Below are 14,441 nucleotides of genomic sequence, written 5' to 3' on the forward strand. Positions count from 1 at the left end.
AACCTTTGTCATGCCTGATTTTACTTCTCTTATCATTATTTTTTTAGGATTGGTTATTTTAATCTCTTCTTTTTTTACCGTGAAACAGCAGTCTGCTGCCATTATTGAACGTTTTGGTAAATTCCAAAGTATTCGCCATTCTGGTCCCCAATTCAAAATTCCTTTAGTTGATAGAATTGCAGGTCGATTGAGTTTAAAAATTCAACAACTCGACGTTATCGTGGAAACAAAAACGAAGGATGATGTGTTTGTGCGCTTAAAAGTATCTGTTCAATACAAAGTGATTAGAGATAAAGTGGAAGATGCTTTTTATAAATTAGATTATCCACACGATCAAATTACGAGTTATGTATTTGATGTGGTACGTGCCGAAGTTCCAAAAATGATTTTAGATGATGTATTCTTAAAAAAAGACGACATCGCTATTGCGGTAAAATCTGAATTGAACGAAGCCATGCTTGATTATGGCTACGACATTATTAAAACGCTTGTAACAGATATTGATCCTGACGCCCAAGTTAAGGAAGCCATGAACCGAATTAATGCCGCCGATAGAGAAAAAACAGCGGCTCAATATGAAGGTGATGCACAACGTATTTTGATTGTTGAAAAAGCAAAAGCTGAAGCCGAAAGCAAACGTTTGCAAGGACAAGGTATTGCCGATCAACGTCGTGAAATAGCCCGCGGTTTAGAGGAATCTGTACAAGTGCTAAACAAAGTTGGTATTAACTCGCAAGAAGCCTCTGCCTTAATTGTGGTAACACAACATTACGACACGTTACAATCTATCGGTCAGCACACCAATAGTAACCTTATTTTATTACCAAATTCGCCACAAGCAGCCAATAGCATGTTAAATGACATGCTTGCCAGTTTTACGGCCAGTAATCAAATAGGTGAGGCTATGAAAAATGCTAAAAACAAAAAGAAAGAAGAATAACCATTTCTGTTTGTAAAACACGTATAAAAAAGCCCCATGATTATGGGGTTTTTTTATGCCCTTTTTTGTACTCATCAACCATAGAGGTAAGACTATTTAAATAATCTTCTAAATCATTTTTATCTATTTCTAAATCCTTATCACCTTTAGGCAATATTGTTCTGGTTTCATCTAAATACTTTTGAAGTTCAGGATAGTGTTTTTCTACGACGCTTAATAACTCACTAATCTTGGCTAGTAATTTTTGTGTCGTCGCATCCATAATAAAAAGTGTTTACTTCTAAATGTAAGCTAAATTGAAGACTTATCAAAAGAATCGATGCTAAAAGCTTGTTAAACTAATCTTTGAAAGGATGTCTTTGCTCCCATTTTTGGGTTGGATCCATTAATTTAAAAAGCTGTTTTAGGATGCTGTTTAAAAAATTGTTCGTGTGTTTCAGATAAATCACCATCGGTTTAGGAATGGCGCCAACAGAGCTTTTAATTTCCATAGCGGTTCTAGCATAAACCACATTTTCAAACTTATTTTCAATAGCAAATTTTGCCATATCATAAAGCATGTTTAAATATAATTGGTTTGGATATTGGTGTTTTTCATCATATCCTAGGAAATAGGTTTCTAAATGCTTACCATTTAAAATGAGCGTATAAAAACCAACCAATTCATCCTCCAAAAAATAACCAAAAACTTTAAAGTCATCATTCAATTGAAGTTTTAGACTGTAAAAATGGTTTTCAGGAAGGAAAAAGGTATTGAATTTTGCATTGTTTGATACATTTAAATAGAGTTTATACAGCTTTTCGGATTGACTTTTTATGGTATCAATGCTTAATTCTGAACAAACAACATTTCCCAATTTCGTTTTAGCCCTTTTATACCTGTCTCGATATTTCTTATTAAAAGCTTTGATATAATTTTCATTTGAAGTCCAATTAGGTTTTATGGGCATCGCCATATTTGGCTGAACGATTACTTTATGCAATTGGTTTTTATTGAAAAATTCGGCTTCATTATGAATTACATCGGCTTCATAATAATCCTTAAACATAATAGCCCTGATGTTTTTTTGTTGATTTTCTTTGATGTACTTTTTAAGGTCTTCAATAGCTTTATACACCATGTTTAAATAATCCGTAGGTGTTATTTTATTCTTTATAAAAAAAATGCCATGTTGTCCAGTATGGGTTAGGTTGCCAACAACCAACATGTTGCCCTTTAAAACTTTGGAAATTATGTTCCTGAAAAACTCTTTAAAACAAGACACTTTAGTTTCTCTAAACATATCTTTTAAGTAGAGCTGAACACGTTGAATAATGACGACTCCTACTAATTCCGTGTCATTAAAAATGCCCACATAAAACCATTGAATGTTATTTGGAGAGGCGTTTTCTAAAGCTTTTAAATAGTTGGATTGTAAAAAAATATCATGGTTAGCAATAGCGTCCCAAACCTCAGGAAGTTCATTAGAAGAATAATAAATTTGATATGTTTTCAATATAAAAATAAAAGACCGAAGTTATAACACTTCAGTCTTTGTTAAAGTTAAAAAATTACAACATATTATTTCCAGCCACAAATAATGCCGCCCATAACTCCTAAGGTAACTATCCAGTAACCTGTGTTGATAAAAATATATTTTGCGCTTTTATGTTCAAATACAGCGTTTGTTCCCAAAATAGGCAAGGCAATAAAAATACCTGCAAAAATACCATGGAAAACGCCATGTTTAAAGGTTCTAAAAGCATCTCCATAAACATCTAAAAAAGCATTATATTCTGGTAATATGCCTAATTCTCCTTGAGCTAAGCTATACACACCCATTTGATGGACCACAATAGCTGGCATGGCCGATGCTAGGATAAAGGCAAATAATAAGGCTAGGCCAAATATTTTAAACATATTGCCGGTTTTTAATTGTTCTTCAGACATCCCCGCGGATTGCATCCAAGCCGTTCCAAAAACTTTAGGGTTGTACCAAACAAAACCAACAACCATTGCCGAAAGTGCGGCAAGAATGATTGCAATAGGGTTAATAAAATCCATAATAGTTAGTTTAAAGTTAGGATATAAATATAGATAAATTTATTATAACTCCTTGTTTTTAAGCGAACTAAAATCATTATACCAATTGTGCTTCAGCCCTCAACAAGTCATTCTCATCTTCTAAAGCATTTGCAATAAACTCATCAATGTCGGCATTAGTTTGCAACCCACCTTTAAGCAACACGCCTAAAGCAATGGTAACAGCTATTCGAGTCCCAATCTTTTTTGCTGCGGTGTTAAATAAAGGTTGCAACTCTTCATAAGTGACCTCTTTAGCCAATTGTTGGATTTCAGCCTTAGCCTTTAACTGTTTTTCCTCTGGCAAATTGGTGTATTTTTTTCCTAATTGCTGAATAACATCAATAGCTTTTCTTTGTGGTTGAGCTGGATTGTTTTGTTGTTTATTTTGATGATTATTGTTCTCTACTGGTTTTTGTTTTTCCCAAGAATCCCTTAACCCAACAGTTTTATTGAAAACTAATCTTTTATCTGAAGAATCATTATCCACATTAAAATAACCTATCCGCTGAAACTGAAACCGCTCTCCTACTTTGGCTTCTTTTAAACTTGGTTCTACAAAAGCCTCAACAATCTTTAAAGAATTCGGATTTAAAAACTCCATAAAATCCTTATCGGGATGACTGTCTGGCGCTTCGTCCATAAACAATCTATCATATTCCCTAACCTCTGCTTTAATCGCATGTTTTATGGAAACCCAATGCAATGTGCCTTTTACTTTTTTTGAAGTGTCTTCAGAATAGGTACAATGAACTTCTGCAATATTTCCGTTAGAATCTTTTACAACACTTTCTGCTTTAATGATATAAGCATTTTTCAGACGCACTTCACCACCTAATTTTAATCGGAAAAAATTGTTTTCGGCTTCTTCTTTAAAATCTTCTTTTTCAATGTATAATTCTCGTGAAAATGGGACTTTTCTAAAACCAGCTGCGTCATCTTCTTGATTATTTTCAGCTTCCAACCATTCTTCTTTTCCTACAGGGTAATTGGTAATGATTAATTTTACTGGATCTAAAACTGCCATAACCCTCGGTGCCGTTTTGTTTAAATCTTCACGAATACAAAACTCCAACAACGATACTTCAATCACATTGTCCCGCTTAGCAACGCCGACGGTTTCTACAAACTTTCTTAAGGAATTCGGTGTGTAACCTCTTCGGCGCAACCCAGAAATGGTTGGCATGCGTGGGTCATCCCAGCCAGTTACAATGTTATCTTCTACCAGTTTGAGCAATTTACGCTTGCTCATAATGGTGTAGCTTAAATTTAAACGCGCAAATTCCCGTTGTTTTGGTTTTAGTTTTCCTTTATCAGTAATTTGTTCTAAAAACCAATCATAAAGCTCTCTGTGGGGTTTAAATTCCAATGAGCACAAGGAATGTGATATTTGCTCGATATAGTCACTTTCACCATGCGTCCAATCGTACATGGGGTAAATACACCAATCGTTGCCTGTTCTATGGTGATGCTTTTTTAAAATACGATACATAATGGGGTCACGCATCAACATATTGGGGTGTTGCATATCAATTTTTGCTCGCAGAATATGTGAGCCTTCTTCAAACTCACCTTGTTTCATGCGTTCAAATAAATCCAGATTTTCGGCTACGCTCCTATTTCTATAAGGCCCATCAACACCTGGTTGGGTTGGCGTTCCTTTCTGTTCCGCCATAGCTTCACTGGATTGGGAATCAACATACGCCTTGCCTTCTTTTATGAACATCACTGCCCAATCGTAAAGCTGTTGGAAATAATCTGAAGAATACAATTCCTTATCCCATTTGTAGCCTAACCAAGCCACATCTTCTTTAATGGCATCAACATATTCCTGTTCTTCTTTTGCTGGATTGGTATCATCAAAGCGCAAATTCACAGGAGCGTTATATTTTTCACCCAAACCGAAACTGATGCCAATGGCTTTAGTATGCCCAATATGCAAATATCCGTTTGGCTCAGGAGGAAATCTAAAACGCAATTTGCTTTTAGGTAAACCATTCGCTAAATCTTCTTCTATAATTTGCTCTAAAAAGTTAAGTGGTTTTTTTTCTTCAGACATAAATGTGTGATTGCAGATTTCTTGTGGATAGAAACTAACGTTGTTAAACAAAAATATTGTGTAAAATTAGGTAATTTTGGTGACTTAAAAATAGTAATAATGGGAATTATAAAAGTTGAAAATATTCGTGTATTTGCTTATCATGGTTGCTTAAAAGAAGAAACAAAAATAGGAAGCAACTATCGCGTAGATTTAAAAGTTAAGTCTGATTTACAGAAGTCGGCAAAAACAGATCGTTTGAGTGATACTGTTGATTATGTGTTCTTAAATCGAATTATTAAAGAAGAAATGAACAAACCCTCTTATTTACTAGAAACCGTTTGCAGACGCATTTTAGATAGGATTTTTAATGAAGACAAACTTGTGAAGAAAGCAACTGTTTGGGTTGGTAAATTAAACCCGCCCATTGGAGGTGATGTAGAATGTGTAACGATTAAAATGACTGATAAGCGTAAAAAATAATTTTTAACAATATTAAAGTCTTATTTTTTTTTACATTTGCAAACAAATTACGGTGTCGTGGCCGAGTGGCTAGGCTCAGCTCTGCAAAAGCTGCTACAGCGGTTCGAATCCGCTCGACACCTCAAAAAAAGCTTTCAGTTTACTCTGGAAGCTTTTATTTTTTAGGTGTGATTTTCTCAAATCTTTCCTTTATCATTTCTTTTTCCTTAGGGAAAAATCCTTGAACCAGAAGCAGTACGCCAAAACCTAAAATGACTAAAGCAATTATTTTTTTGGTTTTGAATATTCTCTTTGGTGTTAATCGGTTTTTTAATTTTTTTGCTAAACTCATTTTTATCAAATCAACTAAAAAGTAAACGATTAAAATGGTGCTTAAAAATACTAACAGGCCGTCTTTAGATTCTGTTAAGGAGTTGCCTATCACAATAAAAGCAACCCAACCTAACAAAACACCAATGTTTATAAAATTGAGCAAAAAACCCTTCAAAAAGAGCTTTCCATACTTTTTTTGAATATCAATTTTATGGTATTCCTTAACAATATCCCGAAACGATTTTGATGTCTTAATAAACGAAATAACGCCATAAACAAATAACAAAACACCTCCAAAAATTAAAAAACTAGGGTCGTCCTTAACCTTTTCCAAAAGTTTATTGGTACTAAAAAAAGCGATTAAAATAAAAACAATATCTGCCAGCACAACCCCTAAATCAAAAATTAAGGCGCTTTTAAATCCTTTTGTGGCACTGGTTTCAAGAAGCACAAAAAACACTGGGCCAATGGTAAACGCCAATATAATGCCAAATGGAATAGCTGATAAAATATCATTAAACATAATTAAAAAGGATTTCGTACAAAGAAAAGAAAAAAAGGTATGCTAAACCAATAACATACCTTTTAAACACCAACTAAATTAACTATTAAACTAATTTTATTTTTAGACTAGAACATATTTACTATTTCATAGATGTTTCCTTTTCAACTAATAAATTAGACTCTAAACCTAATTTAGAACTACCTCCAACAAATACCTTAAATTCACCTGGTTCAAGAATAAACGCTCCTTCATTATTAAAAAATCCTAGTTGATCTTTTGATAAATTAAACGTAATTCTTTGTTGTTGATTTGGTTTTAATTCAACCATTTTAAATCCTTTTAACTCTTTAACCGGCCTTGTGATGCTAGAAAACACATCTTGAATATATAGCTGTACTACTTCCTTTCCAATGACTTTTCCTGTGTTTTTAATATCCACAGAAACATTAAAGGTGTCGTTTGAAACCTTATTAACAATTAAATTATTGTAGATAAATGTGGTATAACTGAGCCCGTGTCCAAATGGATAAAGAGGATCGTTACTTTCATCGGAATAGTGAGACCAAAAGACTTGGTTAGCACCAGGATTAACAGGTCTTCCTGTATTTTTATGATTATAGTAAATAGGCACTTGACCAATACTTCTTGGAAAAGACATGGGTAACTTGCCACTTGGATTATAGTCCCCATACAAAACCTGAGCTATGGCATTGCCACTTTGAGTGCCTAATTGCCAGGCTTCAACAATAGCTGGAATATGTTTATCTGCCCAAGTTATTGTTAAAGGTCTTCCGCTGTTAAGCACCAAAACAATGTTTTTATTCACCTTATAAATAGCTTCTAAAAGTTCTTGCTGCACGCCCGGTAAATCTAAATCCGCGCGACTTCTAGCTTCACCACTTTGAAACCCATGTTCACCCAAAACCATAACTACAACATCTGCTTTTCTAGCGGTTTCAATGGCTTCTGGAAATTCACTTTTGTCTTCGGTATTAATGGTCAACTCTATGGCAAATTCCGTTTTACCTATGGCTACATCTGCTCCTTTGGAATAGGTCAATTTATTGTCTGGGTACTTTTGCATGCCTTCCAAAACAGATACGGCGGTATTGTCTTCAGCGGCTATTCTCCAACTTCCTAGCGGACTGGTTTTATCGGCTGCCAAAGCACCAATTAAAGCAATGTTTAAACCTTGCTTTTTTAAGGGAAGTAAATCGTTCTCGTTTTTTAGTAAAACAATAGATTTTTTGGCCATGTCTAATACAGCTTCTTGGATCTCTTTACTTCCTGTTACTTGTTGCTCTCTAAGTTCATCACAATATTTATAGGGATCATCAAAAAGGCCTAATTCAAATTTTACCCTTAAAATGCGTTTTACGGCATCATCAATAAGGGATTCCTTTACTTTTCCTTCCCGTACTAATTTAGCCAATTCATCAACATAAGCATAAGATTCCATATCCATGTCCGAACCCGCCATAATGGATAATTCTGCTGCTTGCTTCTTATCTTTTGCATATCCGTGGGCAATCATCTCATTAATGGAGCCCCAATCTGAAACTACAAATCCATCAAATTGCCATGCCCCTTTTAAAATATCTCTTTGCAAATACGCATTTCCGGTGGCAGGTATACCATTAAGTTCATTAAATGAATTCATAAAAGTTCTAACACCAGCCTTAATTGAAGCTTTAAATGGTGGGAAAATAATATTATTAAGCGTTGATGTGCCTACATCTACGGTATTGTAATCTCTTCCTGCTTCAGAAAAACCATAACCTGCCCAGTGTTTGGCACAAGCGGCAATAGTTTCTGGAGATGATAAATCATCACCTTGAAATCCATGAACCCGAGCCATGGCTATTTCTGAACCTAAATAAGGGTCTTCACCAGCTCCTTCCATAACACGTCCCCAACGGGCATCTCTTGAAATATCAACCATAGGAGCAAAAGTCCAGTTAATACCTGCCGCAGCCGATTCTTTTGCAGCAACTTGGGCGGATCTTTTTATGGCTTCCAAATCCCAACTCGCGGCTTCTGCTAAAGGAATAGGACTTAATGTTTTATAGCCATGGATGACATCAAAACCGATTATTAAAGGAATACCAAGGCGTGTTTCTTCAACAGCTATTTTTTGAACAGCCCTAACTTCTTTTACGCCTCTTACATTAAGCATGGAACCTACATAGCCCTTTCTTAAATGTTCGTATTTTTTAGCAGCGTCGCCATCTATAGGTTGTGGGCCGGTAACATCCCAAAATCCATTATATTGATTCATCTGACCAATTTTTTCCTCTAGTGTCATTTTAGACAATAAATCGGCTACTTTCCTTTCTATCGAGTTGGATTTATTTTCAATTGAATTATCCTCCGCCCTTTCTTTACAAGAAACATTGAAAATCGTTAAGATAATGATTAAAATACCTAAGCTAGTTTTCTTCATATTACTTATATACTTTAATGTAATCTATCTCCATGACAGATTCTTCGAAATTTGGATCTATAGAAAACCAACTGCCTCCCATGGCAACATTTAAAATTAAATATTGAGGTGCAAAATATGGCCAATTACTACTGTTTTTAACGGTTGGTTTATAGCTATACTTTAGGTTTCCATCTATAATAAAGTTTAATTCATCCGCTGTCCATTCTAGACTATATATATGAAATTCCGTAGCGTAATCCGTTATGGTTGTTTCACCTACTTTTGTGTTTGGGCAGCCTCCAGAACATGATGGTGTGTGTGTTGCGCTTGAAACAAGAGTAGGATTATGCCCCCAATGTTCCATGATATCTATTTCTCCACAAATAGGCCACCCAACAGCATCAATATTGGCACCCAACATCCATATGGCAGGCCATGTTCCAGAACCACTTGGTAGTTTCGCCCTAACATCTACTCGTCCATAAGTGAAATCAAATTTCCCTTTAGTTAATAGTTTTGCAGATGTATATTCAGAACCTTCATAGGCCTCCTTTTTGGCTACTATTTTTAGTACGCCGTTCTCTACTTTTACATTATCTGTTCTATTTGTGTAATATTGCTTTTCACCATTTCCCCAGCCACATATATCTGGACAACCATTACCTAAATCGAAGCTCCATTTGGAGGTATCTGGTGCGCCATCTGTATTGAATTCATCAGACCAAATTAATTGTAGTCCGCTTTCAGCAACAAAAACGGCTACTTTTTTAAAACTACTAATGCTATTACCAGTACTTGAATAAGCAAAAACGGTTATAACGTACTCGTTTAATCCTTCGGTAGTACATGTATAATTGAATTCGCCATTAGAACTTTTAATTTCTGCATCACTTCCTACCTTAAAACCATAAGAAACAGCATCGATTGCCGAAGCTGTGCATGTGATATTACCGGAACCATCACCATTTGGATTTGCGGTATTTGTACCTGATATAGCTATTGTTAATGATAGATTTTTTGGGATTATTTCTTTTGGTTCCTCTATTATTTCGGAATCATTTCCTCCTCCTGAACAGGACAGTAGAAAAACTAAAATTATATTGGTTATATAAAACATTCTTTTAAACATTTGTTTTTTAAATTTAAAATTTAAAATAGGGAGGGTTAAATCTCCCTATTCTGTTGCTTTTTCTATTCAGGAATTAACCTAAACCACCAATCAAATTCGCCATTCCCATCTGTTGTGCGAAGAATCATTTCATCAGCTGAACGGCTAAATATTTGGTAACTATGATTTCCTCCAACATAATACCCAATGAAACCAATACCAGTTAAACTTAAAGTTTCAACGCCACTAGGTGCTGTTAAAACCCATTGCGCTGTATATGACCCAAATGTATATTGTTCTATATCTGCGCCGTTTACAGTGCCTCCTGATCCGCCTAACTCGTTAATTAATGGATCGCGTCCAAATACAAAACCATCTGCGCCTACATTGTGTGTAAATGTTCCGTCTACGTTAAACGTATATCGGTCATCATACATGCCTGAAACCGCCTTGTCTCCTGGAGCAGCACCATAGTATTCAAACTCCGTAGCACCACCTACAGGTCCTAAACCAAAGTGTTTGTTTACTTCAGAAGCAATCTTCCAAGTCCTTGAGTTATTGGAGGTAAGCATGGTCAATAAATCTGCTGGCGGTTCATACAATGCCAACACTTCCACTTCAATGGTTTTGCTAGATGATGCGCCTCCAGTTCCAAAAGCAACCACGGTAACCGCATAGGTGTTGGTGCCGAGCGTTGTAAAGGTGTGGGACGCACTACCTGATTTTTGAAGTTTTGTTTGTCCTTGTACTACAAAATGATATGCTGTTGCATTATTGGCTGTGGCAGATAATTTAATCTCCCCACTGCCCAAACCAGGCGCAGGAGATTCTGTGTCATCATCTATATAAGTAACCGTTACTTCAATGTTAGAAGGCGCTACAATCTCTCCGAAAGTAAGGTTGTCTTCTTGGCAGCTTGTAAATGACAAAACCGCTATTAATAAGACACTCAATATATTTGTTGTTTTTTTCATCGTTCTAAATTTTAATTATGGAAATAAAAATTATCGATATATACTTTTGCTCCAGAAGATTCAAAGATTAACTGCGTAATTGCTGAAACATCCGTGGTATAATTTACTAAAGGGATATCGACACTTACCCAAGTTCCTTGCGTGATGTTTGCTAAGTATTCTATATCTTCTTTTAGCGGGTCTCCATCACCTTTTGTTGTATTGACTAATTTTAAGCCAAGTGTTGTGGCATTTGGCGTGAAATAATCAAAATGAACATATTTAAAACCTGCTAAATTGGTTGGGTTGCCATAATCGGTTACAATACCCGTGTAATTCAATGACTCATAAAGCCATACATTATTTGCTCCAATTTGTATGGTTGTTAGTGTAGTAGATTGTCCCCAATTAGGATTCACTTCATTTAAAACAACATTGGTATAAGCATCACTAAAAATGGAAACCACACCACTTTGGTTTATGGTTGGAGACGGTGCCGCAACTGTTGGTGCTGAACCATCGCCATTCGTATAAAAATATAGGTTATCGATATATACTTTTGCTCCAGAGGACTCAAAAATTATTTGTGTTATTGCTGATATATCTGTGGTGTAAACAGACAATGGAATATCGACACTCACCCAAGTTCCAAGCGTCACACTAGATACATATTCTATATCTTCTTTAAGGGGATCGCCATCACTTTTTGTTGTGTTAACTAATTTTAAACCGAGTGTGGTGGCATCTGGTGTGAAGTAATCAAAATGAACAAAAGTCATCCCACTTAAATCAGTTGGGTTACCATAATCGGTTACGATGCCCGTATAATTCAATGACTCATAAAGCCATGTATTATTTCCTTGAACATTCACGCTTGTTAACGTGGTAGATTGTCCCCAATTTGGATTCAGTTCGCTTAACGCTACATTGGTGTAAGCATTACTAAAAATAGAAACCACATTCCCTTGTGGTGCTGTTGGTGAAGGAGCGGCCACAATAGGTTCGGTTGGAATAGATGATGGCTTATAAAAATAAATATTATCTAAAAATATGGTTCCTGATCCGCCACCAGGTAATGGTGCGCCAACAAACTTAAATTGGAAAATATCTGCCATAGATAATCCTTGATCTGTAAAATCACTTAAAGGAATATCCAGACTCACCCATTGGTCTGCCACAAGAGCTTTAGAAACAGATTTTTCTCCTGTTGCTGCACTTATTGGGAAAATCTCAAGAGCAGCTAAATCAGCTGTCCAAACATCAATGTGTAAATACTCCATAGAAGATGCATCAATGTTAGAACCAAAATCTATTCCTTGATAATTTAAATTACCATATTGAATGATGTTGTTTCCATCGACATCGATTTCAGTATAGGTGGTTGCTTGTCCCCAATTAGGATAAAAATTGACACCCGTTAAACTTGTGTAAGCATCGCTATAAATTGAAATCACCTCTGAAGTATCACGTCGTGGTGGTAGTGCCGGATTAGAAATAGGCTGTAAAATAGCAGTAACCTCAAACTCTTGGGTATATTCCGTGGTTTGAATAGCGCCACCTTTGGCAACGACCCTGATTGTATAAGTTCCCACGTCTAGGTATGTGTAACTTACAACGTCTCCAATATTACCAATTACGGGTTCATCATTACCAGTTTCTCCAAAATAGACTTCAAAAAACATCGCAAAATCTGCTGTTGCTACCACATTTACCTGCTTAGATAATGCCGCATCATTCTCAATGGTTACTACTAAATTTTCTGGAGCTTTAAACGACACAACGATGTCTTTTGTAACCTCGCTTTTTAAACCTGTAATGCCAACAGCTTCTATTTTAACATTATAACTGCCTTCTTCATAGACATGCTGTGCGCTAGAGCCTTGCTTTATTGCAATCATTTCTGAACCATCACCAAGTGTTATGTTGTAAGAAACAGCGCCTTCCGCACTTGGTGTTAAAGTTACTAGGCCAGAATTATCTTGTGTAATTTGAAACAATGCTGAAACGTTTGTTGGCGCTACAACATTTTCGATAAAACTTAAATCATTATCGTCTTGCGTACAATTAAAAAAGACGATTAAAATGACACTTAAGTTACATATATATTTTAATGTTTTCATATCTTATTTTTTTAGTTTTCGTATCCAGGATTTTGGTTCCAAGTGCCTCCTGACAATTCAATTTCCTGAATAGGAATAGGGAAAAGTTCATGCTTGCCCGCTTGAAAACCAGGAATTGTTCCAGCGGCTCTTCCTGTTCTAACCAAGTCGAAGAAGCGATGGCCCTCACCTACTAATTCTACCCGTCGTTCTTTATAAATATCATTGGTAAGATTAGATCCAGTCGTTGTGATATCTCCTAGCATAGCTCGGTTTCGCACTTCATTTAAATAATTTTGAGCCCGTGTATCGCTAATAGCACCTCTATTTAAAGCCTCTGCAGCCATTAATAATACATCAGCATAACGAATGACCCTTGTGTTATTTGGATTTGTTAATGCCGCATCTGGACGGTTGGCGTCACCTAAACGCGCGATGTATTTTCTATTAAAATAGCCTGTTTGTTCATATCCAGCACCTTCATCATAGCTAGCTGTTGGATTCTCTTGTATCCATTTTTCAATATCTAAAATGGAGTAGTCCAATCTAATATCGCCATCTTCAAAAGCATCAACGACATCTTGAGTGGGTACATTAAAACTGTAACCAAAATCGAATACCGGACCAACATAGCCTCTCACACCGTTGAAACCTACAGCATAATTACCTTCTAAACATTGAAAACAATCATAAGACCCGCCGTCAACATCAGAATATTGTATTTCGAAAACAGATTCTATATTGTTCTCATATTCGTTCTCCCACATTAATGGAGCGATATCTGAAGATAATAAATCGTGTGGACCATTGTTAATTAGGTTTTCCAATACAGTTGCCGCCTCAGGGAATTTTTCTTGAAACAAATAGGCTTTACCTAATAATGCTTCTGCAGCTCCTTTTGTTATTCTTCCCGTTTGACTTTGAGTGTAAGGCAAGTTATCTATGGCAAAAATTAAATCTTCTTCAATTTGTGCATAAATCTGTGCTTTTGGGGTTCTTTCTAGACCAAATTGATCACCATATTGAATACGTTTATCAACTACTAAGGGCACATCGCCAAACCATTTTACCAATTCAAAATAATAGAATGCCCTTAAAAATCTGGTTTGGGCAATAACACTGGTTTTATTAGCGAAATCCGTTTTATCTTTAAACTCCATGATGTAGTTTGTTCTATTAACACCAGTGTACATCCAAGTCCAAATATTTCTCAGTTGCGCATTTATTGGTGTATGGATCATATCGTCAATTTCTTGAATACCCGGAGTATCCGTGGCACTTTCTCCACCAGCAAGTGTATTATCCGAAGCTATTTCTGCTATTTGAAATTGTTGTGCCGTTGCTTGTAAATAATCGTATGCAGCAATTAGTGCATCTTGATAGTCTGCTTCTGTGTTGAAAAAATCTTCTGAATTTTCATCTTGCGAAGGCACATCGATAAAATCATCAGCACATGAAAACATTGCTAAAAAAGCAAGTGAAACAAGGATATTTATAGTTTTTAAATTTTTCATAA

12 protein-coding genes and 1 tRNA gene are annotated in these 14,441 nt (G+C 35.8%); 3 read left to right on the forward strand and 10 right to left on the reverse strand.

Annotated features, from left to right (window positions below):
* The first annotated feature begins 10 nt into the window (after positions 1-10).
* Entirely contained in the window at positions 11-940 is a 930-nt protein-coding gene (locus CDH50_RS03600; RefSeq protein ID WP_100610498.1) for an SPFH domain-containing protein, read from the forward strand.
* 40 nt (positions 941-980) lie between these two features.
* Here CDH50_RS03600 and CDH50_RS03605 read toward each other — a convergent pair whose 3' ends face one another.
* The 4 genes from CDH50_RS03605 to CDH50_RS03620 all read right to left on the reverse strand — a co-directional run bounded on the left by CDH50_RS03605 (position 981) and on the right by CDH50_RS03620 (position 5,061).
* The gene (locus tag CDH50_RS03605) at positions 981-1,202 is read right to left on the reverse strand and encodes a hypothetical protein (protein ID WP_100610499.1); all 222 of its coding nucleotides are present in this window, start codon (positions 1,200-1,202) and stop codon (positions 981-983) included.
* A 76-nt stretch (positions 1,203-1,278) separates the two neighbouring features.
* Positions 1,279-2,436 (reverse strand): GNAT family protein, encoded by a 1,158-nt coding sequence (locus CDH50_RS03610; protein WP_232731948.1) that lies wholly within the window; start codon positions 2,434-2,436, stop codon positions 1,279-1,281.
* A gap of 65 nt (positions 2,437-2,501) precedes the next feature.
* A complete protein-coding gene (locus CDH50_RS03615; protein WP_100610501.1) occupies positions 2,502-2,984 on the reverse strand; it encodes a DUF1761 domain-containing protein in 483 nt (160 codons plus the stop codon).
* A gap of 76 nt (positions 2,985-3,060) precedes the next feature.
* Complete coding sequence (locus CDH50_RS03620) at positions 3,061-5,061, reverse strand: glutamine--tRNA ligase/YqeY domain fusion protein (RefSeq protein WP_100610502.1); 2,001 nt, start codon at positions 5,059-5,061, stop codon at positions 3,061-3,063.
* A 99-nt stretch (positions 5,062-5,160) separates the two neighbouring features.
* On the opposite strand from CDH50_RS03620, the gene folB reads away from it, so the two are divergent.
* Together folB and CDH50_RS03630 are read left to right on the forward strand one after the other, a co-directional pair.
* Positions 5,161-5,523: a dihydroneopterin aldolase gene (folB, locus tag CDH50_RS03625; RefSeq protein ID WP_100610604.1), complete on the forward strand. Its 363-nt coding sequence runs from the start codon at positions 5,161-5,163 to the stop codon at positions 5,521-5,523.
* 51 nt (positions 5,524-5,574) lie between these two features.
* A tRNA-Cys gene (locus CDH50_RS03630) sits at positions 5,575-5,645 on the forward strand.
* 32 nt (positions 5,646-5,677) lie between these two features.
* Here CDH50_RS03630 and CDH50_RS03635 read toward each other — a convergent pair.
* The 6 genes from CDH50_RS03635 to CDH50_RS03660 all read right to left on the reverse strand — a co-directional run bounded on the left by CDH50_RS03635 (position 5,678) and on the right by CDH50_RS03660 (position 14,439).
* Entirely contained in the window at positions 5,678-6,358 is a 681-nt protein-coding gene (locus CDH50_RS03635) for a LysE family translocator (protein ID WP_100610503.1), read from the reverse strand.
* A 121-nt stretch (positions 6,359-6,479) separates the two neighbouring features.
* Entirely contained in the window at positions 6,480-8,783 is a 2,304-nt protein-coding gene (gene bglX, locus CDH50_RS03640; RefSeq protein ID WP_100610504.1) for a beta-glucosidase BglX, read from the reverse strand.
* A 1-nt stretch (position 8,784) separates the two neighbouring features.
* The gene (locus tag CDH50_RS03645; RefSeq protein WP_157804933.1) at positions 8,785-9,882 is read right to left on the reverse strand and encodes a glycoside hydrolase family 16 protein; all 1,098 of its coding nucleotides are present in this window, start codon (positions 9,880-9,882) and stop codon (positions 8,785-8,787) included.
* 74 nt (positions 9,883-9,956) lie between these two features.
* Positions 9,957-10,847 (reverse strand): glucan endo-1,3-beta-D-glucosidase, encoded by an 891-nt coding sequence (locus CDH50_RS03650; RefSeq protein ID WP_100610506.1) that lies wholly within the window; start codon positions 10,845-10,847, stop codon positions 9,957-9,959.
* A gap of 11 nt (positions 10,848-10,858) precedes the next feature.
* Positions 10,859-12,946: a PKD domain protein gene (locus CDH50_RS03655; protein ID WP_100610507.1), complete on the reverse strand. Its 2,088-nt coding sequence runs from the start codon at positions 12,944-12,946 to the stop codon at positions 10,859-10,861.
* Between the two features lie 11 nt (positions 12,947-12,957).
* On the reverse strand, positions 12,958-14,439 hold the full coding sequence (locus CDH50_RS03660) for a RagB/SusD family nutrient uptake outer membrane protein (protein ID WP_100610508.1): 1,482 nt from the start codon (positions 14,437-14,439) through the stop codon (positions 12,958-12,960).
* Positions 14,440-14,441: the final 2 nt, after the last annotated feature.

The organism is Confluentibacter lentus (assembly GCF_002806995.1).
Taxonomy (GTDB): domain Bacteria; phylum Bacteroidota; class Bacteroidia; order Flavobacteriales; family Flavobacteriaceae; genus Confluentibacter; species Confluentibacter lentus.

What these genes read in the sequence shown, in the direction of transcription:
- CDH50_RS03600 (WP_100610498.1), top strand. Translation starts at nt 11, where the DNA reads ATGCCTGATTTTACTTCTCTTATCATTATTTTTTTAGGATTGGTTATT.
- CDH50_RS03605 (WP_100610499.1), bottom strand. Translation starts at nt 1,202, where the DNA reads ATGGATGCGACGACACAAAAATTACTAGCCAAGATTAGTGAGTTATTA.
- CDH50_RS03615 (WP_100610501.1), bottom strand. Translation starts at nt 2,984, where the DNA reads ATGGATTTTATTAACCCTATTGCAATCATTCTTGCCGCACTTTCGGCA.
- CDH50_RS03620 (WP_100610502.1), bottom strand. Translation starts at nt 5,061, where the DNA reads ATGTCTGAAGAAAAAAAACCACTTAACTTTTTAGAGCAAATTATAGAA.
- folB (WP_100610604.1), top strand. Translation starts at nt 5,161, where the DNA reads ATGGGAATTATAAAAGTTGAAAATATTCGTGTATTTGCTTATCATGGT.
- CDH50_RS03635 (WP_100610503.1), bottom strand. Translation starts at nt 6,358, where the DNA reads ATGTTTAATGATATTTTATCAGCTATTCCATTTGGCATTATATTGGCG.
- bglX (WP_100610504.1), bottom strand. Translation starts at nt 8,783, where the DNA reads ATGAAGAAAACTAGCTTAGGTATTTTAATCATTATCTTAACGATTTTC.
- CDH50_RS03645 (WP_157804933.1), bottom strand. Translation starts at nt 9,882, where the DNA reads ATGTTTTATATAACCAATATAATTTTAGTTTTTCTACTGTCCTGTTCA.
- CDH50_RS03650 (WP_100610506.1), bottom strand. Translation starts at nt 10,847, where the DNA reads ATGAAAAAAACAACAAATATATTGAGTGTCTTATTAATAGCGGTTTTG.
- CDH50_RS03655 (WP_100610507.1), bottom strand. Translation starts at nt 12,946, where the DNA reads ATGAAAACATTAAAATATATATGTAACTTAAGTGTCATTTTAATCGTC.
- CDH50_RS03660 (WP_100610508.1), bottom strand. Translation starts at nt 14,439, where the DNA reads ATGAAAAATTTAAAAACTATAAATATCCTTGTTTCACTTGCTTTTTTA.